This window comes from Chitinophaga fulva (genome assembly GCF_012927205.1).
GTDB classification, from domain to species: domain Bacteria; phylum Bacteroidota; class Bacteroidia; order Chitinophagales; family Chitinophagaceae; genus Chitinophaga; species Chitinophaga fulva.
Genome location: NZ_JABBGC010000001.1, coordinates 3,934,513 through 3,957,013 on the forward strand (window position 1 = coordinate 3,934,513; position 22,501 = coordinate 3,957,013).

The following is a 22,501-nucleotide window of genomic DNA, read 5'->3' on the forward strand; positions in this document are numbered from 1 at the left end:
GAAGAGCATGCCGATTTGCATTTGAGAGACCGCCGGAAGCTTATTTATTGCCGGCGAAAATGAAACTGTCACAAGAAGGTATATAGACCTTTGTCGATTTGCTTAATGTTTTATTAAAACATATTTCATGGATTAGCCCAGGGTATTATATACTTTGGGCTTTTTTGGCTGCATGGTCACTGCAGTGCCTATACGATTTAGGTAATATGTAATTTTTATTTATCTTAATAAAGCAACGACACATTTTTTCTTAAAATAGCCAGACCATCAGCTTGTACCCTTGGCGATTGGTTAGATCTACACTTTAGAATGCTACCACTTTATTTCATTTCTTATTTATTTCTTCTTCACTTTTTAAATCAAATTGTTATGTTAAATCGAAAGTATGCAATGGTCACTATCCCTGGTGACATCAAAATCAGCGATTATAGTGATACCGTACAGGCCAACACAGTGAATTGGGCGCAGGAATTTAACCTGTCGCCTTTTTTTAAACCTTTGAAATGGTATGACCGTGCCTTATTTGGAGTGCAGGCAGCCCGAGAGTATCCCTTTGCCAGTTTGGAACACATTACGTTGGCAGGAGAGCTGCTGACATGGCTCTTTACCGTTGATGACAGCTGTGATAGGGGATCGGAAGATAAAATCCGGGCAGTGCAAATGACCGCTCAGCTGGATGTATTCATCAGTATTTTGCAGGGAAGGATCTATCAGGGGAACGGACGTTTGGAATTAGCACTGGGGGATATCATCAAAAAGCTGCGGATGATTTGTAGTGACAGGCCTTTCCTGTACCAGCAGTTCAGTATCCATATGACAGATTACCTGACTGAATGCAAACTGGAAATCAAGATGCAACTTCACCGGCACCAGATGAGCATAGAAGATTATTACAGGGAGCGTCCTTTTACCGGCTTTTGCATTATGTACCCGTTGGTGGCCATGTTTGCAGGATTGCGTATTCCTGAGAAAGTGTACACACATCCTGTTGTCAGAAAAATCGAATTGGAGATCAGTTTATTGGGCTGTCTGTCCAATGACCTGCATTCTATTCGTCGTGAAGCCGAACTGGAAGAAGGTGGATTTAACCTGATATTGATTGCCCAAAGAGAACTCAATCTGACGTTGGATGATGCGATCGATTTTGTTGCCGATGAACATACGCGGCACCTACAGGAATTTGAAACAGCCCGTACCCTGCTTCCTGATTTTGGAGACCGTATTAATACACAGTTGGCGAAATACATTGCCGGAGTATATCAGATCGTGAGAGGGTATGACGACTGGGCAGTATTGGACACAGAGCGTTATCGTTAGTTACATCACGGCCCTGTAGGGCAGATATTTAGCCAATGCCAGACATAGTTCACCAAAATCAATCGGCTTCTTTAGGAAGCCGTTGGCGCCTATAGCTATAGCTTCATTTTCAGAAAACGATTCACTGGCACTGACAATTAAAACGGGGATGCTTTTTAAGGCGGCATGTTCCCTCATCCGCTTTAAAAGCATCTCTCCTGATAATCCCGGCATGTTCAGGTCCGTAATGACCAGGTTGGGGCTTTCCGCTACGATACGAGCTACTGCACTGTCAACATTATCATCTTTGCATAATTTGGCGTCGATACCCCATTTTTTCAGGAAACGCATAACCCAGCCCGCGCCCATCTGGTCATCTTCAAACAGTAATACTTTGGATTTCCAGAAGATGTTTTTGCCGTCTGCTACTTTATTGAGTTGTATGATGGGTTTTTCGCCGGCTTCATAGGGCATCTTTACAAACATCGTTGTCAGGTTGGGGTCGGGTTGAGGTAGGATGGAAATTTCACCACCCAACAGTTCCACCATATGTTTGGTAATAGCCAGTCCTAATCCACTGCTGGATTCACTTTCGCTTTTTGCTACAAAACGTTCAAAGGCAGCCTTGGCAATTAAAGGATCTATTTTCCCGGTATTCGTGATTTCCAGCGTCCACCACTCATCAGCTTTTTTCAACACAACACTGATCACCGTATTGTTGGTCGTGTATTTGATGCCGTTAGACAACAGGTTGTTAAAGATTTTGGTGATGATCATTTTATCGCTGTGGATAGCTTGCTTCAATGCATCGTCGATTTCCAGCGCTATCTTAATGCCTTTGGGGCCGGCCAGATAGGAATGGGCAGCGATGGTGGAATTGACAAGGCCAAACAGGGAAAAGTCTTCTTTGTTGACGTCCATAAATTTGCCACTCTCAATTTTGGCAATTTCCAGCACATGATTGATGATATTGCGGGTAAGCGCTGTGGAGCTGTACAATTGGTCGGCCATTTCGCCGCCGTTGGGCAACTGGTATTCTTCTGCGGCGTCTTCTTCTTCCAGTGTCGAGAGCTTGTCTTTCTTCAACAGGAATAACTGGGCAATGCTATACACCACGTTTAGCGGGGTCCTTACTTCATGAAACACTTCAGACAGATAGGCGGTCTTCCGTTCAGACGCCATCTGAAGCCGGCGGGATTCGGCTAACAGGCCATTAATTTGCGCAGCATAAGAAGCCAATATGGCCAAAATGATGATCAACAGCGCGATACTCGTTGACCAGCGCATGACAGTTGTTGCGCTTTTGCTGAAGTCTAGCGGTGTGATGAACCGGAGGTAGGCATTCGAGATAATATAGATCATCATGGCCACACATCCTATTATTCCATACAACAGCGCTTTATTTTTTTTATAAAGTACAAAGGAAGATATCAGATAGAATGTCATTACCGTCATAAAAGCCAGCAACATTTCAAGGGAAATGCCTTCACCCAATACTGTAGACCAATAGCCGATAAAAGCCACATTCGTGATCAGCATCAGCAGTACAGCGCGAAAAAACTGCTTTTTTTGATTCAACAAAACCACGCTCAGAAAACAAAGTGTTTCAAGCGGAACACCGATTAAAAACAAAGGGCTTCGCTTGAGCGAATAAAAGTATCCACCAATACCAACAACTAATAAAGCGAAGATAATTGCAATGACGTTTAATGATATGGCTGAGCGTCTTGCCACTTCTTTTTCATCGACGTACATACCTGCTACCGGCTGTAATAGCATCTGTTTGGTCACGTCAGACATTGTAATACGCTCTGGTTTCATATTTCGGATATATTGAGGGTCATAGAAAGACGAATTTCTCCTCCTGCACGTTGTAAGCGGGTATTCATTAAATGCCTTAGTTTCAGTTTTTTGGGTTACGGAATCAGGGTACAGTGTTTCGTGGGTAAGATAAATAAAATTATCGAATTTCTAAGTAATTTACCATCAAAGTGATTGTTCAACATTCTCTAATCCATTACTAAAAAATGAAAACGCCTTTGAGCCAACATCCCCTGCATCCACGTATGCAGGCCGCACTACCCTTTTTCGACACCAGTTTCACACCTTATTATTCCGACCATATTCCCGGCGCCTGGCAGGTGACCCGTTATGAGGATGTGGTGGCCGTACTGAGTGACTATGCTACTTTTTCCAGTGAGTACATCCCTAAAACCGATGACAACGTATTTACGCGTAACCTGAACGTGACAGACCCGCCGAAGCACAAGCATCTGCGTGCATTGGCCACCAAAGCATTTTCGCCGGCCATTATCGCCCAGTCAGAGGGGTGGATACGACAACAGTGCGAGGAACTGCTGTTGCCGCATCTGTCTGCCGGTTCTATCGAATTTGTGGGTGATTTTGCGTTACAATTGCCTCACCGGGTGATCTCCCGGCTGTTGGGCGTACCGGATGCCGAGGTGGAGAAGGTAAGGCAATGGATCATTGCGGTAGCAGGTGATCCACGGGTGATCGGGGTCGAAATTTTCGGCCGGTCTATGCAGGAAATGAGTATCTTTTTCTCTGACCTGATCCAAAAAAGGACAGCGCATCCGGAAGATGACCTGATTTCACAATTGATCGTTTCAGAAGTGGAAGGCAGCAGGCTGGAGACGATGGACGTGATAGCCATGTGTGTGGCCATTTTCCTGGGAGGCTATGAAACAACGAAAAGCTCCCTGGCCAATGCCATGTATATTTTCTCACAGCTGCCGGACATCCAGGCGCATCTGGCCGGACGTACGGAAGATATTCCCCGGGCCATCACGGAAGCATTGCGGGTATTATCGCCGGTGAAAGGATTTCCGAGAATAGCTGCGAAGGACATCATGGTTTCCTCCGCAGCCATTAAAAAAGGTGACCTGGTAAACGTCTCTATTAGCACAGCGAATAAAGATGAATCTGTTTTCGCTCATCCGGACGCTTTTGATATGGACCGTTCCAACCTGAACCAGGCATTAAGTTTCGGGCATGGCATCCATTATTGCCTGGGTGCGCCGTTGGCCAGAGTGGAAACGCGGATTGCTTTTGAAACGATCTTCAGCCATGCACGGGTACGGCTGGCAACGGCTGTGGAGCCTGAACCGGAAATCAGCGCGTTGGTATACAGTTTGAAAAGCCTGCCGCTGGTATTAGACAAGATCTAACGCCACGTGACCATATTCAAAGTGGTACCGTGCTGTTTCTCTGTAGCTCCAGTCCATGTTGCCGCGAAGGATAGCGCCGAGAATACGGACATATTTTCTGACAGCGGCATCATGGGCGCCGAAGGAGGGAAGCTGCTCAGATGCCCGTTCAAACTGGCGCATTTCCTGGTCATGCAGGGTAGCCGCTTGTACGATGGCATTTTCCAGCGAAAGCGCTCTTTCTGCTTTCATGATCAGCACCATGTTATGCTGGTCGCCATGGTCCAGTTCCTTCGACAGGGAAAAGAGATCGTTGGCCCAGCATACCAGGTTGCGTGCCAGCACCACTAATTCCGTCACTGCCGGATGTTCAAGAATATCGGCCGGCAGTGATATTTCTTCTATCACTTCAATCATGTCTGTACTGACATGCGCCGCGCCGAGGTATTGCCTCCTCTTGTAAAACTCCGCTACGGACGGGAGCTGACCGTTTTGTACGTTGCCATATTCCCACAGGCCGGCGGCAAACATTTTGTGCAGGCTTTCCACGAAGTTGCGTTGCCATTCGGGGGTGCTGATGGCTTTAAAACGGATCCATACGTCTGCCAGTGCCGCCATGACGCCGGTTTCATCTGCTTTAGGCGGTTGCGGGTCTGACAGGATCTGCTTACAGGCCCCAACAAAACTTTCAAAATTTAAACGGGACTGTATCAGTTCGTCGCGCTCTATCTGGTTGTCCATGGCATCATCCATCACAAATAAAAGCACGTTGGCATCGTTGGCCAGCTTCAGCTGGTCCAGCCCGCATTCGGGATAAAACCTGGCGGTCATCATTCCAAAGTTGTCGTCCAGGTATTTTTCGTAACTGCTGTCGGCATGCAGTGCAAATCTCTTTACCCACGCATTGGTGTGGTCGATGGCATGTTGGTAGTGTAGATTGATCGCTGGCTCGATAGGGCAGTAGAGGATCGGGAGAATTATTGCATTCATATCACATAATTTGTCCATATCAAGTTACGGCTAAATATTTTAATATTTAGCCGTTGACGTTATAATTGCCCCGTCTCGGAGACGAGCCTGCTGGACAAAAACGGCAGTAAGGCATAGTACAATTGTTCCAGCATAATAGGCTTGGAGAGGAACCCGTCTCCATGTATCCTGGCGGCTGCGATCTCTGCTGTATCTGCATTTCCGCTGATAAAAATTACCGGAACATGGCGCAGCAGGGTGTCTTTGCGGATCTTTCCAAGCAAAGCCATACCGGATATTTCGGGCAGGTAGTAATCGAGCAGTATCACATCAGGAATGATGGCGCGTGCTTTGTCTAGTGCTTCGCCGGAAGAGGCAGCGAAGGCGGTGGTGCAGCCTAATCGTTTTAGCTGCAACTCAGCCAGCAGCCGGTTGCTGTGGTCATCGTCCACACAGAGCACGGTAGCACCGTCGAATTTCTCAAATTCATTCGGCTGCTGTGGCTGGGATTTCCGGCTGTTATCGGCCACCATGGGGATGCTCAGCCGGAAAGTGCTGCCTTTGCCGGTTCCGCTGGTGGCGGTGAGGGTACCGCCCAGTGTCTCGGCTATTTTCCGGGAAATGGGCAGTCCCAGTCCGGTACCTTCCCCGGGTTTGGAACCGGTGATATATAAATCAAACACTTTCTCCAGTTCTTCGGCAGGGATACCCTTGCCTTCATCGCTGACTTCGAGGATGAAATGCTGATCTGTGGCGCGGGCGGTGATGGTGATGGAACCACCGGGAGAGGAAAATTTAATGGCGTTGGTGAGCAGGTTGCTCAGTATCCTTGTCAGCAGGGCGGCATCAGACACAATACGGCCCGGGATGCCGGCGAGCTTTAACTGCAAAGGGACCGGCGAAACATACTGGTAGCTGTCCAGCTGCTGGTACAACCATTGCCTGACAGAAAACGGCGCCGGTTGCGGTACGTCGTACATGCCTGCTTCGATGCGGGCGGTGTCCAGCACCACGTTCGTCATATCCAGCATGTTACGGGAAGAGGCGTACAGCGCGCGGATCACATCGGTAGACACTTGTATCTGGTCGGGCATGCCTTCGTCTTCTGCCTGTAATACCAGTTCATGTGCAAGCCCGTAAATAGGGTTCAGCTGTGTACGGTAGTCGTGCGACAGGGAATTGAGGTACGTGGTTTTATAGCGGTTGGCCTGGTCCAGTGCCTCCGTCCGTTCTTCAACGAGTGCTTCCAGTTCACGGTTGCTTTTGTTCACGGCCCGCTCGTAGAAATAGAGCAGGAGCGCATTCATCAGCAATACCGCCCCGGCGGCGAAGAAATACACCAGCCGGTTGTTACCGATGCTCAGGGGCAGCGGGTCTATCAGATTGCCATACCAGATCACTTTCAATATAACCGTTACCGTTAACACAAAGCTGATCGCTGCCCATTTGTAGCGGCTGGATTTAATGATCAGCAGGGCGGCGCCGCAGAGGAAAACGGCCAGCGCTTCTATGTTGATAGCAGGCCCCAGCAGCGCGCCGTAGTACATGGCGCTGAAGGACTGCAGCACGAAGATGGTCAGTAAGGCGCTGTTGGTTTTGCCGGCTTTGTTAAACAACGGCACACTGAGGTATATGACAGCCATCGCGTAACCGACGCCGGAGATACGAATTTCGTGGGCTGTGTTCCATAAAACAGTTGAAATCAGGAAGCACAGAAAAGAGGTTAATAAAGCCAGGGAATTAAGGATGATGATGACACGCTTGCTGTTTAACGGAAGCGGTGCTCCATCTGTACCAAGGAATGGAAGAGTTTTCAACAGGCGCCAGAATCTACGCATACATTCGTTGTGGGTTTTTTAGTGGGTCAAAGTTATCAATTGAGGGTGTTGATTACAATGATGCCGTTATTTTAGTTTTAGCAGGATACCGGTGCGCGTTACCTGACGTTAAGGTTTTCTGAACAGTTGTACATCGTTGTAGTTAGTCTTGGCTACAATATACGAAATTGATAAAGTTTTTTTTATTATTTATTGAAAATTGCTGACAATCGGCAGCTGGATAAGTTTTGGGGAGATGAGAAAACGGAATAATATTTTTATCGTACGCGGCTTGCTTTCAGACCGCAGTGAGTGTATGAGGATACATAGCCGTGGCCCATTTGGACCGCGGCTATGCCCTGGCTTTATCAGCCGAAATATTGTTGTTTCCAGGCATCAAAAGCAGCCTGATGTTTTTCCTGTGCGGGATTGATGATAAGTTCCGCATCAGTGATGGCATCCAGGTTGAAATTATCTTTCAGCCAGGTACGGTATTCTTCTGCATAGGAGCTGGAATAGTCGTCATCTTCGTCTCTATAAAAAGTAACCTCTTCAAAGATCATCGGCTCTGCATCGATGGTGAGCAGCTGCAGGAGACCTTTGATATTTTCTGCCACCACATATTCACCGCCTTCGTCACCGAAAACCACCACCGGCAGTTCGTTCAGGTCGGTGCTGTCATTGTGCAGCCATAAGGCATAGAAAGAGCCGGAGCCGTTGGCCTGGGCAAAGGGCAGCAGTTTTTCGAGGAAAGCTGGTTCGTTGGACCAGCCATGTTCCAGGCCGGATTTATCGTCGCGCAGCAAGCCGAAACCTTCGGCATATTCTTCGAAACCGGTTTCTTGTTGAAATGCCAGCAGCTGGGCCAGCGCCTGGGGAACGGGTTTTCCGTCAAAGTTTTGGGTAAATTCTTGTAATGAGGACATATTGGATGATTTAATGTAAAGTGGTTTGGTTTTCCGTTCCACAATATACGGTAAGACGGGAAAAATCCCGGATGCATATTTTAAAAATTTAAATATCTTTGCGCGCATTAATTTTAACCAAGAATCTGATCGCTAAGCCGTTACCCCTTTTGTCCATTCAATATCAACCCGAATAAACCGCAACGACCGTATGTACCAGAATGAAAATCAGCATTTTTTACCGAATGCGAACGTCCCTATGCCAGTGTTGACCACACCTGTCACCAGTTACCAATTTATTATCCCGGAAGAGGGTATGACCTGTTCACCGTGGCCGCTGTCGGGCTATTGCGTATAGCCGTCGACGACAGATAACCTGTACTGTTTAAATATTTCCCTGATAAAATCTTGTTCTACTAAATAAAATAAACAGGGGCAGGACACGGATGTGTTCTGCTAAGACCTGTTTGCCGTTAATTCAATAGTATGTATATCCCTAAAGTGATCCGCTTCGGATGGTCTTGTTTGTTGTGGTGCCTGTTGCTGGCAGCTATGCCGGCCAGTGCGCAGCTTTCTCCGTCCGATTTTGCCACTGATCCGCAACACACGGCTATTACGCGCGACCGGAATAATAACATCTACACCGTGGCTTATGACGTTAACGGGAGGGTGACGGTCCTCAAATATCTGGCCGGTGGTTCCGGTATTTATTTTGTTTACTCAGAATTAACCGGTGGGCCCGGTTTGGATGGTAGTTTTTTCTCGGGCATTGCCGTCAATTCAAAAGACGAGGTATTTTTGACCACTTCATTCAATGATGTTGGCGGCAGCAGAATCCTCAAAGTACGTTTTAATGGTACCGGTTATGACCCGGCCCAGTTGGTCAGATCGGGCGAAGGGTATACCAACCTGGCCTTTGACCAGCAGGACAATCTGCTGGTGCTGCAGGCAGATGGCGCTACCGGCAAATATAAGCTGGTAAAGTACCTGGCGGGGCAGGAAAATGGAGCGGGCATCGTGTTGTGTGATGATAACAATGTGCCGGGCGGGTTCAAACAAAAGGATTTTTTTATTCATCCCTGGGGGCTGGCGGTGGATAAAAGTAATACCGTGTACTTTACCACGTGTATGGGGGCTGTCCTCAGTTCCTCTAACACCAACCAGGTTTTTCGGTTAAAACAGGGAGAAACAACTCCCACATCTGTTGGCTCAGGGGCTTTTACATCGCTGGCATGTGATGATAATGGTAATCTGTACGCGCTGGAGGTAGAACTGAACACGATTGGGACACCCGGGAGAATACGATGGGGGGCTTCTGGTTCGCAGTTAACTTCAATGCTTTATTGGGGTGTCGCCAATGATGTCGCCAATGGCTATGTTCCGCTGGGGATTACCGTAACCGGAAATGGAAACGGTTCCACCATTTATTTTGACCAGCTTACTGATTACAATAATAATCCGCTTATTCCCGGCGTGAAAAAGCTGACGCCGTTACCGGTAATAGTGACGGAGTTGTCGGCCATGAACGCCACCGTTACCAATGCGAACACCGTACGTTATAAATTCAGCACCAATCTCGCGCTGAGTTATACGCCGGGAATAAATGCCTTTTCACTGAGCACGACAGGACTTACCGGGGCGACCATTACGAACGTGCTCCCTAACATCAATTATTATACGATCGACGTGAATACCGGCACCGGAGATGGTACGCTGACGCTGGCACTGAAAAATGGCGGGCTGATAAACCCTGCCAGTAATGCGCCCTATACCGGAGCGACTTATACCATTGACAAAACACCGCCTATGGCCAGTATCCAGAGCGGTCCACCGGCAATTACCTCCTCGAAGAATGCTTCGTTTGCTTTCACATCCAATGAAACAGTTACGTATGAAGTCAAACTGGATGGTGCTGCTGCCGTTAGTGGAACTTCTCCCTTCGCCTATACCGGGCTGTCCACCGGTGCGCACGTATTCTCAGTGAGGGCAAAAGATCAGGCGGGAAATCAGTCGGACTGGACGTCCTATAACTGGACCATTGTTACTATGCCCACCATAACAAATGTGACAGTACCGGCCCCCGGTTTTTATAATTTGACCAAACCGGTGGTTTTTGATGTTGTTTTTGACCAGGATGTGACGGTTAACTACATGCCTTTCACCACTCCTTATATTGAACTGACAGTAGGTTCACAGGTAAAACAAGCCAAATATGAGAGCAGCCCTTCGCCCAACACCTTGCGTTTCAGTTATCAGCCGCTGATGGGAGATGAGGACCTGGATGGTATCACCGTCAATAACCTGAATCTCAACGGAGCTACCATCCGTAATGCAGCAGGAGATAATGCCAATACAACGCTGAATAATGTTGGAAACACCGCAGGAGTAAATGTCAACACGACCATGCCTACCTGCGTTATCAGCATGTCAAGACCGTCGCCTGTCAACGGGAGTTTTACCCTGACAGCTGTCTTCAGCGAAGCAGTGACAGGCGTGACTGCGGGAACGCTAAGCCTTGTTAACGCTACTATTCATTTTACTGGAGGGACTGGTACCACCTATACCTTCACGATTACTCCCAACCCCGAGGGGCCCTATACCATGAGTATACCCTATGGGGCTGTGCGGCAGGCCGTTGGTGGTAATAACAACATGCCGTCGAACACCATTAACTTCATCGTGGACAAGACCAGCCCGGTAGTGAGCAGTGTGGTTGTCCCCGGCGGTAAATACTATAGAGAAGGAGACCCCCTCGATTTTGATGTTACATTTAGTGAAGATATTGTTGTCTCCACATCGGCTGGTGTTCCGTCTCTCCAGCTGACCATTGGCAGCGCCACTAAACAGGCCACTTTCCTGAACAGCCCATCCCCGGGTGTGGCGCGTTTCCGTTACACCATTGCTAACGGAGACATGGACAATAACGGTATCGCCATTAATTCACTGAACACCAATGGTGGTTCCATCCGTGACGCCGCCACGAACGATGCGGACCTCACCCTGAATAATGTGGGTAATACCACCGGTGTGCTGGTCAATACCGTACACCCGGCCGTAACCATCACTACTCCTGCACCTGCATTTGTGACGGCTGCCTTTACGGCCACCATTACTTTCAGCGAGGTGGTATCCTTATTTAAACCCGCCAATATTACGGTTACCAATGCTGATCTTTCCAATATGACGACCAGTGATAGTATAACCTTCACCGTTACTGTCTCGCCCCGCGGAGATGGACCAGTGACGGTACAGGTGCCAGCTGATGCAGCACTGAATATTGGCGGCAACGGCAACTACGCTTCCAATGCACTGAGCCTGACAGCTGATATGACAGCCCCTGTGGTGGCCAACGTAGCGGTTCCACCTGCCGGATACTATAAGATTGGCAGCAACCTCGATTTTGATCTTGCTTTTAATGAAGATGTAGCGGTGAACACTACGGGCGGTACTCCTTTTATGAATATTACCATCGGCTCACGGGTGAGGCAGGCTGTGTATGTGAACAGTCCTTCCACGACCACTATGCGTTTCCGTTATACGGTTGTGCCCCAGGATGAAACTGTGACCGGTATCACGATAAACACGCTGTTCCTGAACGGCGCTACTATCCGCGATCTGGCAGGCAATAATGCCAATATTACCCTGAACAATATCGGAAGCACCAGTGGCGTGAAGGTTAATACGACCCTGCCCACCTGTGTCATTTCAATGCCGTCATCACCTGTCAGCAAACCATTTACCCTCACGCTCACCTTCAGTGAACCGGTGACAGGGCTGGATGCCTCGGATTTAAACATTGCCGGCGCCCAGGTCACCAATCAGCAAATGGTCAATGCAAGCACCTTTACCTTTCTCATTTCTCCGCAGACAGAGGGTTCCTATACCGTCTATTTGCCTGCCGGCAGGGTGCAACAGACAGCTGGTGGTAATGACAACCAGCAATCGAATACGCTGACTTTCACAGCGGATATGACGCCGCCGAAAGTAACAAGTGTAAACGTTCCTGTTGCCGGATACTACGGCACCGGGAAACAGCTGGATTTCCATGTTCTCGTTTCTGAAGCCACTACGGTAACCGGTACGCCTTCCATTCCCATAACCATTGGCAGTCAAACCGTACAAGCCAACTATGTGGGTAATAACCTCGGTATAGATTTACTTTTCAGATATGTGGTACAGAGCGGAGAAACGGATTTGGATGGTATCTCCCTGGGGAGCGCAATCAACCTGAACGGTGGTAAAATACAAGATATAGCAGGCAACGATGCGTGGCTGGCACTAAATAACCCCGGTAACAGTACCGGTGTGTTCGTACATACTGCCGCGCCTACCGTTACACTGAGCACCAGTGCTGTATCGCCGGTAGGTAAATCATTCACCATAAAAGCTACTTTCTCTGAAAAGGTAAGCGGATTGTCAGATGCTGATTTTATCGTTACCAATGCAGACGTAGATCCGCCATCATCGGCTGACGGCGGCCTTACCTATACCATGGTAGTGAAACCCCAAACAGACGGGGCAGTCACTATATCCCTACCGGCCAATTCAGCCGTGAATCTGGCGGGAACGGGTAATGCCACGTCTAATACACTGAACGTGACGGCTGATGTTACCTCACCAGAGATAGTGAGTGTATCAGTACCCGGCGCAGATGCCTATGCTGCCGGCCGGATCCTGACTTTCCAGGCACGGTTCAACGAACCCATTATAGTGACCGGGATACCTTCCCTGACACTCAACATTGGTGGAAAAATGGTACAGGTGCCCTACGTTAGCACCGGAGGAGGTAATACGATGTATTTCAACTACCAGGTACAACCGGGCGACAACGATCCTGATGGTGTTGAACTGGGGGCTGTTATTCAATTGAATGGCGGCACCATTAAAGATGCAGTGGGTAATGATGCAGATCTGACCCTTCGTGGTATCCCTGTTACCACCAGCATTCTCGTAAATACCGCTACACCAGTTGTGCAGTTGTCTACTGCGTTCGTGTCGCCCGTAAACCATGCCTTTGTGATAACGGCTTCCTTTAGTGAAGTGGTGACGGGTGTTACCGCCGCCTCCTTCCAGGTAACTAACGGCACAGCAGATAGTGTGGTGAATAAGAACGGCTCAACTTATACCTTGAAGATTACACCCGTGGGAGACGGTCCCGTTCGAATCAGCGTACCGGCCAACGCAGCCATGAATAATGCGCATACCGGTAATTCGGCTTCCAGTCCGCTTATCGTGGCTTACGACGGCACAGCGCCTAATGTGAACACCGTATACGTTCCGATATCCGGCTCCTACAAAGCAGGTCAGTCACTGAACTTCCTCGTCTTTATGACAGAGGCAGTATCGGTGTCAGGGACTCCTTCGATACCTGTGATCATCGGTTCCCAAATTGTACAGGCTAACTACGTAAGCAAAACAGGGCCGGAGTCTCTGCAATTCAGGTATGTTGTACAACCTGGTGACATGGATTTGGATGGTATTTCCCTGGGAGCAGCCATTCAGCTGAATGGTGGCACTATTCAGGATGCCGCGGGAAATAATGCTGTCCTGACTTTAAATAATGTGGGCGACACCCGCCCGGTGCTGGTCACCGCACAGCAACCCACTGTTACCCTGAGCACCACGGCTGTAAGCCCGGTTAGCCAGGCGTTTACAGTGAAAATTGTTTTCAGTGAGGCGGTAACCGGATTGGCTGTCAGCGATATTGCTGTCACCAATGGTACTGCCAGCCTGCTGCAAACAGGTGATAATATCACCTATACCGTAGTGATCACGCCTTCAGATGGCGCTGTGACCGTGCAGGTGCCTGCCAGTGTGGCTAAGAATAGTGTAGGCAACGATAACCTGGCATCTAATACGCTTACCCTCCAGGGAGATGTGACGGCGCCGGTGGTGACCAGTGTAGGCGTGCCCGTGAATGGCCACTACAAAGCTGGTACGCCGCTGAACTTCAGCGTTAAGATGTCTGAACCAGTGAACGTGACTGGTGCTCCTTCCATACCTGTCATCATCGGTACACAAACGGTACAGGCTACCTATACCGGAGGTACGGGAACGGCTACCCTGCAATTCAGCTATACGGTGCAAAACGGCGACAACGCCCCGAACGGCATCAGTCTCGGTAGTGCTATCGTGCTGAATGGCGGTAGCCTGAAAGATGCCGCAGGCAACGACGCTGTGCTGACACTGCAAGCGGTGCCCGCCACCAATAGTATCATCGTGAAAACAAGCAGTCCTACCGTAGCGCTTTCTTCCACCAGCTCCGGCCGCATCAATACACCGTTCACCGTGAAACTGACCTTCAGCGACGTCGTGACCGGTCTCACAGCGGCAGCCCTTCAGGTGGCTAACGGTACCGCAGGTACGCTGCAAACGACGGATAATATTAATTACACCGTTGTGATCACACCGGCAACGGATGGTAATGTCACCCTGCAACTGCCTGCCGGCGTGGCCGCTGACAATGCCGGCAATAACAACCTGGCATCTAATCAGCTCAGTCTGGTGTACGACGCCACCGCACCGGCTATCAGTGCACAGGCGTTCGACGTGTATGATAACAGTCCGGCTGGCACCAGCGTAGGCCAACTGACCGGCACAGATGCTTCCGGTACGGTGAAAGACTGGACACTGGCAACAGACGGCTCCCGCGGTGCTTTGTCGCTCGATGCCAACGGCCACATCACCGTAAAAGACAACGCATTACTGCGTACGTTTGCCGGCAAAACTATCTCCCTACAGGTAAGCGCAAGCGATGGACTGAATATCAGTACAGCCGTTCCCGTTACCATAAGGGTCCAGATCTCGTACGTCAATAAACAACCCGTGATGGACCCGGTGGCGGATGTGTACATCTGTGCCACCACCGCCGCACAAACAATACAACTCACCGGTGTATCACCCGTGGAACCGGACCAGCACTATACCATCACCCTGGCGGCCAACCAGCCCTACTTTGATGTACTCAAGGCAGATGTTGTCACCAATACCATCCGGTACCAGCTGAAACCCGGCGTTACCAGCGGCAATACGGCGATTACCCTGACCCTGAAAGACGATGGCGGCACCGACAACGGCGGTAAAGACACCTACAGCCAAACCTTCTACCTGACGGTGAACGCGCTCCCTGGTGTGACTATCAGCAGCGATAGAGGCGCCTCCGTTTCCAAGGGAGATATCGTTACGCTGACAGCAACAGGCGCTGTTACTTATAGCTGGGAGCCTGCCAGCGGCACAAGCGGGGACCTGCATCAACCAACGCTGACCGTACGGCCCAATGCTGACGCCACTTACAAGGTGACAGGTACCAACGCCGCCGGTTGCAGCGCTGCCGCTACCATCAGCATACGCGTAGCCGATGATTATAAACTGGACGCTACCAACCTGCTCACGCCCAACGGCGACGGTAAAAACGACCGCTGGGTGATCCGCAACCTGGACAGCTATCCGGACAACGAAGTGAAAATATTTGACCGTACCGGCAGACTGATTTATCAGCGCCGTAACTATAGCAACGATTGGGACGGCACGCTGAATGGCCACCCGCTGGCGGAAGGCACTTATTATTACGTGTTGACCGTCAACGGTACCACCCGCGTATGGAAAGGATTTATCACCATTATCCGGAATGATCAATAGGAAAAAGATGTTTTATCAACATAATTACATGAGAAGCATAGTAACTTCCCTGACAAAGCGCATCACCCTGCTGCTGCTCACCGTAGCGGCAGGCAGCGCCTCGGCTCAAACACTCAGCAATGTGCCCGCACTGTTGGAGCCCTCTGGTACACAGTATTTTCAAAATCAATATCTCGCCAACGCCGCGATGGCAGGCATCGATACAGGGCTGCATGTGAATGTGGCCTACCGTCGTCAATTCAAACAAATGACCGGCGCGCCGGAAACCCGCTTCCTCACGGTAGACGGCTCATTGGGCAAAAGAGTGGGAGCGGGGCTGAGCGTGTTTAATGATGTGGCAGGATTGATCAACCGTACCCGGGTGGCCATGAGTTATGCGTATCATTTACCGTTAGGAGAGCAGGGGCAACAACTGCATTTTGGTCTCTCGCTGGCGCTTAATTTCCAGCGGCTGGACGTCTCCCACGTGAACGGCGATCCCAATGATCCTTCCCTCGGCGCTTTCAACCGCCGTGATAATTATTTCGAAGGGGAATACGGTATGGCCTATACGAACGGTCAACTCACCCTGCAGGCAGCCCTGCCCAATATCAGAAGCCTCTTTACCGGTGACAATAAAACCGTAGACGGCGGCACTATCTTGTATTCAGCCGCGGAATACCGGTTCCTGTTTGACGGGGCGCTGGAAAGCCTGACGCCTAAAGTCTGCTTCCGTGGCGTGCGTGGCTATGATAACATTATGGATATTGGCGTGAACGCTGCTTTCCTGAACAATGTGCTGAACATCATGGCGATGTATCATACTTCCAAAAGTGTTACGGCCGGATTTGGGGTAGATATCAAAAATACGGTGATGATACAGGCGCTTTACCATGCGCAGACCGGCGGGTATAATAATCCCAATAACGGTGCTTACGAAATAGGCGCTGCGATGCATCTGTTTAAATAGAAAAACGGAATGACATATTTAATACCGCCCTGTTAGCAATAACAGGGCGGTATTGTTTTTATAATTTATCAATCCACGATTTAATCTCTTCTTTTGTTTTTCCTGTTTTCTGCTGGATGCGCCCCAGCAGCTCATCTTCCTTGCCTTCCACATATAACAGATCATCGTCGGTGAGATCCGCATACTGTTGTTTGATCTTACCTTTTAATTGATTCCAGTTGCCTTTTACCTTCAGGATAAAGCTGTTGTTTTGAGTGTCCATAGTAAACAGTTTTTTGGGTGAATAATATTTTATACCGATGTCTGTCAAATATTAATCCACCTGTACTTATGCCTGTTTTCGCGGGTTGACGATATCAAAAAACGAGGAAAAACATCCCCGTACGCGGTCATCTGTCGACAGTTTGCTTATCCTTGTCCGCGGCCTGAGCCGGACAGGAACGATGCTTTGTCCATGACGGCAACAGTATGGCGGCAGATACAGATCAGCCGTTGTTCATCATCTGTGATCCTGATTTCCCAGATATGGCTGCGGCGGCCGATGTGTATGGGCGTGGCAGTGCCATGCACATATCCTTCGCGGGCGCTGCGTATATGGTTGGCATTGATTTCCATGCCTACGCAGATTTCTACGGCCGGATCTATCACCAGGGTAGAGGCGATACTGCCCACTGTTTCTGCCAGCGCTACGGAGGCACCACCATGAAGGATGCCGTATGTCTGTACCGTACGGTAATCTACGGGCATGCGTATACGAAGATAGTTATCGCCCACTTCCGTGAACTCCATGCCCAGGTGTTCATTCATCGTGGATTTTCCTTTCTCATTCAGTTCCGCCGGTGTAACATTTGAATGCCAGATTTTTGTTGTAGTCATATGGGTATATATATCTTTTTTGCGAACAGGAAATATAGTAATTTAGTTGGCTACATAATACCACCAATATGAAACCTCTCAAATTACTTCTCGCCACAGGTATCGCGGTATGCCTGTCATTGCAAATGCACGCCCAGCAGATCACGGGCAAAATGCTCAAAGAATGGGAAAGAGCAAAAGAGTACACCAAAGAGTACCTGGAAGTTATGCCGGAAGGCTCTTACAGCCTCAAGCCGACCCCGGAAATGCGCTCTTTTGCCGAACAAATGTTACACCTCGCAGAAGCCAATTTTGGTTTTGCAGCCGCTGCCAGCGGTAGCACGCTGCCTGGAAAACCGGGCGACCTGGAGAAAAACTCCGACAAAACCAAACCGGCGGTGACCAAAACTGTAATGGACAGCTATGATTACGTTATCGATAAGCTGAAAACCATGACAGATGCACAGCTGCCGGAGAAAATCAAACTCTTTGGCCGCTTTGACCTCACCCGTGGGGAAGCATTGGAGAAGGCATTTGAGCACCAGACACATCACCGTGGACAGACCACTGTGTACATCCGTCTGGCAGGTGCCAAGCCACCACAGGAAAAACTGTTCTAAGCCGGACTATCTGTTTTGTCGCAATTGGACGCAGGGGATGCCGGAGGATAGTTGTTACTTTACCAGGACAAAAGCATTGATAATGGACTTTTCAATACAACCCCACCTGGAAAATGAACGCGCTATTCTCCATCCGCTGCAGCAAAGCGATTTTGAAGCGCTGTATGAGGTAGCTTCCGATCCGTTGGTGTGGGAACAACACCCCAACAAAACCCGCTGGCAACGGCCGGTATTCGAGACGTACTTCGATGGCGCCATGAAAAGTGGCGGCGCATTCCGGATTGTAGACAAAGCTACCGGTAAAACAGCCGGCAGCAGCCGGTTTTATGACTATGATCCACAACAGAACAGTATCCTGATCGGTTATACTTTTTATAGCCGTGAGTTCTGGGGCTCAGGACTGAATCCTTCGGTAAAACACCTGATGCTTTCCTGGATTTTTCAGTACGTGGACAAGGTCATCTTTCATGTAGGTGCCGTCAACACCCGCTCACAGATAGCGATGACGCGGTTGGGCGCCCATAAAGTGAAAGAAGAGGAAGTGGCTTACTTCGGCGAACCTTCCCGCCTGAATTGCATTTATGAAATCAACAAGGCAGACTGGCAGGCACAGCATCCCTGATCCTACCGGTCTGCCATTTTATAGCCCGCTCTTATCTGCCGCATGCCCTGACCGTAAAACTTCTTCATCATACGGTTCATATGGCTGCTGTCAGTGAATCCCAGCTCCAAGGCAATATGCTGTAAAGAGGTGTCCGTGTACAACGCACGGGACTCGGCGATCTTCAGCCGCAGCTTCATCACATAATCCTGAAAACGTTCGTTGGCATTACGCCGGAAATATTCACTGAAGTAAGTTTCAGCGATGTGGAAGTGTTTTGACAGATAGGGCACGCTGAGCTTCTCCACATCCATGATATTAAAACTGATGAAATTGATCAGGTCAGCAAACCGTGTATCGGTAAACCGGCGCCCGTCCAGTTTCTTCTTCTGGATATTTCTGCAAATCACTGCCAGCACGGACACCAGCGTGTTTTGTATGATAAAGGCGGAGCAGATATCCTTCCTTTCATATTCCTGTAAGATGATATCCAGTAACTTTTTCAGCTGGGCCTTGTCGGCCGGATCTTCCACCAGCTCACCCGGATGATAATCATGATGCCCGAAAATAAAATTCAGCCGGCTGAACCAGCTGCTGTAGTCTACTACATCCGTTGGCCCGGGAATGAAGTAGCTACCGGTAAACCGCACAAAAAGGAAACGGCTATGTTCCTTTACTTCGTAGTAATGGCATTTGGCCGTCGGTAAAAGAAAAATACCGTTTGAGGTATAAGGGTACTGCATCTGGTTGACCGTCTGGTAACCTGATCCGTCCAGCACATACACCAGTTCGAAAAAGTTGCTTTTACGGCTTCTTTCCTTCCATTCATCGTATGCTGCGATTTCTACTGCAAAAGAATCATGTAAAAAGTCCATGGTATAAAATTACGGGAAATGAACAAGCAGAAATGTCTCATCCCGGAATGTTACTGTTTTTTCAATGTAGCGTACCGGAGTTTGCACGGACGCCGAAAGACCTTTGTCCTGTTAAACATCAAAATAAAAAAAGATGAAAGCAGTACAATTAACAGCCTTTGGCACAGATAACCTGGTGATAAACGACATTCCCACACCTTCTCTTAAGACCAACGAAGTGTTGGTCAATATCAAAGCGGTATCCTTAAACTATCTCGATCAGATCATACTGAACGGCACTTTCAACAGAGGAGTGGTATTCCCTTATATCCCCGTGTCGGACGGTGCCGGCGTGGTGGCTGCGGTAGGGGCAGACGTTACCCGTTGGAAGCCGGGCGACCGTGTGGTGGTGCAGTACGTACAAAACTGGACCAAAGGAAAGGTAGACCCTGAAAGTAATAGCATACGGGTAGCCTGGCAAACGCCCGGCGTTTTGTCTGAATACACCGCCATTCCGGAGCATGGCCTGGTGAAGATACCGGAGAACCTGAGCTTTGAAGAAGCGGCTACTTTGCCTATCGCTGCACTTACCGCGTGGTACGGACTGATAGAACAGGCGGGCCTGCGGCCTGGACAAACAGTGCTGACACAAGGGACCGGCGGCGTGTCATTGTTTGCCCTGCAGATAGCCAAAGCTGCCGGCGCTAAAGTGATAGCCACCACCAGCAGCGAAGAAAAAGCGGCCCGGCTCAAAGCACTCGGCGCAGATGCAGTTATCAACTACCGCCAACATCCGGAGTGGCATGAACAGGTGAAAGCGCTCAACGGCGGCGAAGGCGTGGACATTACCATGGACGTGGCGGGGGCCGCCACTATAGGGCAGTCGCTGCTTGCTGTAAAGGAAAACGGCTTTGTGGGAACGGCAGGTTTTATCGCCGGCCCGGAGTTGTCACTGGACATTCACCAACACCGGATCAATTTGAATTTCCTCAGGATACAGGGGCTGGCAGTAGGCAGTGCAGAGAGTTTTGCGGCGATGAACAGGGCTATTGAAGTGAATGATATTCATCCGGTAATAGACAGCGTGTTTACCATGAAACAGGCTATGGAGGCCTATCTGCGGCTGGAATCCGGTCAGCATACCGGGAAGATCGTGATCACTGTTCCGTGATAACAGCACTCATTACAAAGGGCTGCCTGCATGATGCGCGGGCAGCCCTCTTTATGATATAATGGATGGTTATTTGCTGGTTTTGCTGATGATCACGTCATCCAGGATGATGTCCTGTTGACCGGTATTTTTAAAATAAATACGGACCGTCTTCATGTTCTGGCCGTATTCTTTACCGGTTTGAAAGTGCAGCTGCTGGCGGGTGAATGTGTTTTTACCAGGTTGTGTCTGCGCAGCGGCCTGTTGTAATTCACCGGTGACGAGCTTCATATTCGCCACAGCAGCGTGCACAGGGCTGTTGCCTTGTTGCCAGTAGGTCAACTGGTAATTGGCGTCATTATCCAGGTAGACATATTGTTCCATCTCCTGGCCGGGTTTCAGCAGCAGGCCATGGCTGCCATTGCGGCCGGTGGCCAGCGTGCCGTTGCCTTCCCATGGCAGCAGGTTGGTGTTGGCGTCGAAATCGGGATTGGGCAGTTCGTTGTTGCCTTCCAGTGGCCACTGGTATCCGCGGATGTAATCCACCTCCATGCTCACGGAGCCGCCACCACCGTAGGAGCCCAGGAATACGTTCATGGCATGGTTGGGAGAGTAGATCTGGTGTTTGTCGGTGTATGCTTTTATCAGCTGGCCGTTGATATAATGTTTGATGCTGTTGGGTGTCCAGAGAATACCGTGGGTCACCCATTGGTCTTTGTGCTCAAACCCTTTGGCGATGTGGGTGTTGAGGTTATGTACGAACTGTCCTTTCTCATCAACATGACCGTGCAGTACAAACTGTGCATCGATGTTTTCAAAGACATCTATTTCAAATACCTGTCCTTTAGGACGTACGCCACTGACGCCATCCAGCGTGGTGCCTTCCTGGAGGTAGTATTTCAGGTCCGGCCCAGGGGAGTCAAACCAGTAGGCGGTGTTCAGTCCCTGTGGCTTACCGGTGAAGCTGCGTTTAACCCTTACTTCAAAATATCCGCCGCGGCTGTTGTCCAGCAGGTTTTCGTTGGTGCGCCAGTCATACGTCTGAATGGAAGATATCTTCCGGCCGTTGGACGGGTAGAACGGTTTGGCGGGCAGGGAGTCGTTGGTGAAGATATTGATGGTGTGGCCATTCAGCGTATAAGCTGCTTCCGGCAAAGTGCCATTGCGCATGGCTTCCAGGTTGTCTTTTTTCAGGAAGTCAATATTGGAATAGTAGGTCGTATGCCATTTGTTACGGTCCAGCAGGGAATCGTTGAATTCATCGTGCCAGAAGAGGGACATGCCTTCCGGAACAGCGGTGGAGCTGGAAATATCGAGCTGACGGGCTTCGGCGGAATCCAATGACCAGCGGGTGTTTGTGAGCACGGTGCCGGTCAGTGTTTTGCTATGCTGCCGCGCATCGAATGCTTCCACCCAAACATGATAGCGGGTGTTGCCCTTTACCTGCTGAATATAAAAGCGGGTACTGTTGGCGGGCAGGGTAGCAGCAGGTGTGGCGGGCTTGTGGTTATTGTCCGACCAGTACAGGTGGTACCCTGTCTCGTTGGAGGTTTTATCCTCCCAGTCCACCCTGATCCAGCTGCGGGTACCGGTGAGCCGGAGATTTGCAGGCGCGGATAAATCCTGCGCCTGCAAACCGGTTGATGTTAAAAACAATAAATAAAACAATCGCTTCATGGT

General features: G+C 49.6%; 15 protein-coding genes. 7 read left to right on the forward strand and 8 right to left on the reverse strand.

Annotation, left to right across the window (positions count from 1 at the left end; genetic code table 11):
• Nucleotides 1-369: 369 nt before the first annotated feature.
• Nucleotides 370-1,317, forward strand: a complete 948-nt coding sequence (locus HHL17_RS16015) for a terpene synthase family protein (RefSeq protein WP_169225688.1) — start codon at nt 370-372, stop codon at nt 1,315-1,317.
• On the opposite strand, the gene HHL17_RS16020 is transcribed toward HHL17_RS16015, so the two are convergent.
• Nucleotides 1,318-3,117, reverse strand: a complete 1,800-nt coding sequence (locus HHL17_RS16020; RefSeq protein WP_169225689.1) for a hybrid sensor histidine kinase/response regulator — start codon at nt 3,115-3,117, stop codon at nt 1,318-1,320.
• A 206-nt stretch (nt 3,118-3,323) separates the two neighbouring features.
• On the opposite strand from HHL17_RS16020, the gene HHL17_RS16025 reads away from it, so the two are divergent.
• On the forward strand, nt 3,324-4,484 hold the full coding sequence (locus HHL17_RS16025; protein WP_169225690.1) for a cytochrome P450: 1,161 nt from the start codon (nt 3,324-3,326) through the stop codon (nt 4,482-4,484).
• On the opposite strand, the gene HHL17_RS16030 is transcribed toward HHL17_RS16025, so the two are convergent.
• From HHL17_RS16030 to HHL17_RS16040, 3 genes are all read right to left on the reverse strand, one after another.
• Nucleotides 4,470-5,453 carry a terpene synthase family protein gene (locus HHL17_RS16030; protein ID WP_169225691.1) on the reverse strand — a complete coding sequence of 328 codons (984 nt, stop codon included), beginning with the start codon at nt 5,451-5,453 and terminating at the stop codon, nt 4,470-4,472. The genes HHL17_RS16025 and HHL17_RS16030 overlap by 15 nt on opposite strands.
• A 59-nt stretch (nt 5,454-5,512) precedes the next feature.
• Entirely contained in the window at nt 5,513-7,270 is a 1,758-nt protein-coding gene (locus HHL17_RS16035; RefSeq protein WP_169225692.1) for a hybrid sensor histidine kinase/response regulator, read from the reverse strand.
• A gap of 347 nt (nt 7,271-7,617) precedes the next feature.
• Nucleotides 7,618-8,175, reverse strand: coding sequence for a hypothetical protein (locus HHL17_RS16040; RefSeq protein ID WP_169225693.1), 558 nt, complete (start codon nt 8,173-8,175; stop codon nt 7,618-7,620).
• Nucleotides 8,176-8,640: 465 nt separating this feature from the next.
• On the opposite strand from HHL17_RS16040, the gene HHL17_RS16045 reads away from it, so the two are divergent.
• Together HHL17_RS16045 and HHL17_RS16050 are read left to right on the forward strand one after the other, a co-directional pair.
• Nucleotides 8,641-15,792, forward strand: coding sequence for an Ig-like domain-containing protein (locus tag HHL17_RS16045; RefSeq protein WP_169225694.1), 7,152 nt, complete (start codon nt 8,641-8,643; stop codon nt 15,790-15,792).
• 28 nt (nt 15,793-15,820) lie between these two features.
• Complete coding sequence (locus tag HHL17_RS16050) at nt 15,821-16,741, forward strand: PorP/SprF family type IX secretion system membrane protein (RefSeq protein ID WP_169225695.1); 921 nt, start codon at nt 15,821-15,823, stop codon at nt 16,739-16,741.
• A 58-nt stretch (nt 16,742-16,799) separates the two neighbouring features.
• Here HHL17_RS16050 and HHL17_RS16055 read toward each other — a convergent pair whose 3' ends face one another.
• Nucleotides 16,800-17,003, reverse strand: a complete 204-nt coding sequence (locus HHL17_RS16055; RefSeq protein ID WP_169225696.1) for a CsbD family protein — start codon at nt 17,001-17,003, stop codon at nt 16,800-16,802.
• Nucleotides 17,004-17,149: 146 nt separating this feature from the next.
• Nucleotides 17,150-17,617 carry a hotdog fold thioesterase gene (locus HHL17_RS16060; protein ID WP_169225697.1) on the reverse strand — a complete coding sequence of 156 codons (468 nt, stop codon included), beginning with the start codon at nt 17,615-17,617 and terminating at the stop codon, nt 17,150-17,152.
• A gap of 68 nt (nt 17,618-17,685) precedes the next feature.
• Between HHL17_RS16060 and HHL17_RS16065 the strand changes: the two genes are divergently transcribed.
• Complete coding sequence (locus HHL17_RS16065) at nt 17,686-18,216, forward strand: DinB family protein (RefSeq protein WP_169225698.1); 531 nt, start codon at nt 17,686-17,688, stop codon at nt 18,214-18,216.
• Between the two features lie 82 nt (nt 18,217-18,298).
• Nucleotides 18,299-18,838 carry a GNAT family N-acetyltransferase gene (locus tag HHL17_RS16070; protein WP_169225699.1) on the forward strand — a complete coding sequence of 180 codons (540 nt, stop codon included), beginning with the start codon at nt 18,299-18,301 and terminating at the stop codon, nt 18,836-18,838.
• Between the two features lie 2 nt (nt 18,839-18,840).
• On the opposite strand, the gene HHL17_RS16075 is transcribed toward HHL17_RS16070, so the two are convergent.
• Complete coding sequence (locus tag HHL17_RS16075) at nt 18,841-19,692, reverse strand: helix-turn-helix domain-containing protein (protein WP_169225700.1); 852 nt, start codon at nt 19,690-19,692, stop codon at nt 18,841-18,843.
• A gap of 133 nt (nt 19,693-19,825) precedes the next feature.
• Here HHL17_RS16075 and HHL17_RS16080 point away from each other — a divergent pair, with 133 nt between their 5' ends.
• A complete protein-coding gene (locus HHL17_RS16080; RefSeq protein ID WP_169225701.1) occupies nt 19,826-20,842 on the forward strand; it encodes a zinc-dependent alcohol dehydrogenase family protein in 1,017 nt (338 codons plus the stop codon).
• A 69-nt stretch (nt 20,843-20,911) separates the two neighbouring features.
• On the opposite strand, the gene HHL17_RS16085 is transcribed toward HHL17_RS16080, so the two are convergent.
• Nucleotides 20,912-22,498, reverse strand: coding sequence for a family 16 glycosylhydrolase (locus tag HHL17_RS16085; RefSeq protein ID WP_169225702.1), 1,587 nt, complete (start codon nt 22,496-22,498; stop codon nt 20,912-20,914).
• Nucleotides 22,499-22,501 lie beyond the last annotated feature (3 nt).

What these genes read in the sequence shown, in the direction of transcription:
- HHL17_RS16070 (WP_169225699.1), top strand. Translation starts at nt 18,299, where the DNA reads ATGGACTTTTCAATACAACCCCACCTGGAAAATGAACGCGCTATTCTC.
- HHL17_RS16045 (WP_169225694.1), top strand. Translation starts at nt 8,641, where the DNA reads ATGTATATCCCTAAAGTGATCCGCTTCGGATGGTCTTGTTTGTTGTGG.
- HHL17_RS16075 (WP_169225700.1), bottom strand. Translation starts at nt 19,692, where the DNA reads ATGGACTTTTTACATGATTCTTTTGCAGTAGAAATCGCAGCATACGAT.
- HHL17_RS16065 (WP_169225698.1), top strand. Translation starts at nt 17,686, where the DNA reads ATGAAACCTCTCAAATTACTTCTCGCCACAGGTATCGCGGTATGCCTG.
- HHL17_RS16015 (WP_169225688.1), top strand. Translation starts at nt 370, where the DNA reads ATGTTAAATCGAAAGTATGCAATGGTCACTATCCCTGGTGACATCAAA.
- HHL17_RS16085 (WP_169225702.1), bottom strand. Translation starts at nt 22,498, where the DNA reads ATGAAGCGATTGTTTTATTTATTGTTTTTAACATCAACCGGTTTGCAG.
- HHL17_RS16030 (WP_169225691.1), bottom strand. Translation starts at nt 5,453, where the DNA reads ATGAATGCAATAATTCTCCCGATCCTCTACTGCCCTATCGAGCCAGCG.
- HHL17_RS16040 (WP_169225693.1), bottom strand. Translation starts at nt 8,175, where the DNA reads ATGTCCTCATTACAAGAATTTACCCAAAACTTTGACGGAAAACCCGTT.
- HHL17_RS16050 (WP_169225695.1), top strand. Translation starts at nt 15,821, where the DNA reads ATGAGAAGCATAGTAACTTCCCTGACAAAGCGCATCACCCTGCTGCTG.
- HHL17_RS16020 (WP_169225689.1), bottom strand. Translation starts at nt 3,117, where the DNA reads ATGAAACCAGAGCGTATTACAATGTCTGACGTGACCAAACAGATGCTA.
- HHL17_RS16035 (WP_169225692.1), bottom strand. Translation starts at nt 7,270, where the DNA reads ATGCGTAGATTCTGGCGCCTGTTGAAAACTCTTCCATTCCTTGGTACA.
- HHL17_RS16055 (WP_169225696.1), bottom strand. Translation starts at nt 17,003, where the DNA reads ATGGACACTCAAAACAACAGCTTTATCCTGAAGGTAAAAGGCAACTGG.
- HHL17_RS16060 (WP_169225697.1), bottom strand. Translation starts at nt 17,617, where the DNA reads ATGACTACAACAAAAATCTGGCATTCAAATGTTACACCGGCGGAACTG.
- HHL17_RS16080 (WP_169225701.1), top strand. Translation starts at nt 19,826, where the DNA reads ATGAAAGCAGTACAATTAACAGCCTTTGGCACAGATAACCTGGTGATA.
- HHL17_RS16025 (WP_169225690.1), top strand. Translation starts at nt 3,324, where the DNA reads ATGAAAACGCCTTTGAGCCAACATCCCCTGCATCCACGTATGCAGGCC.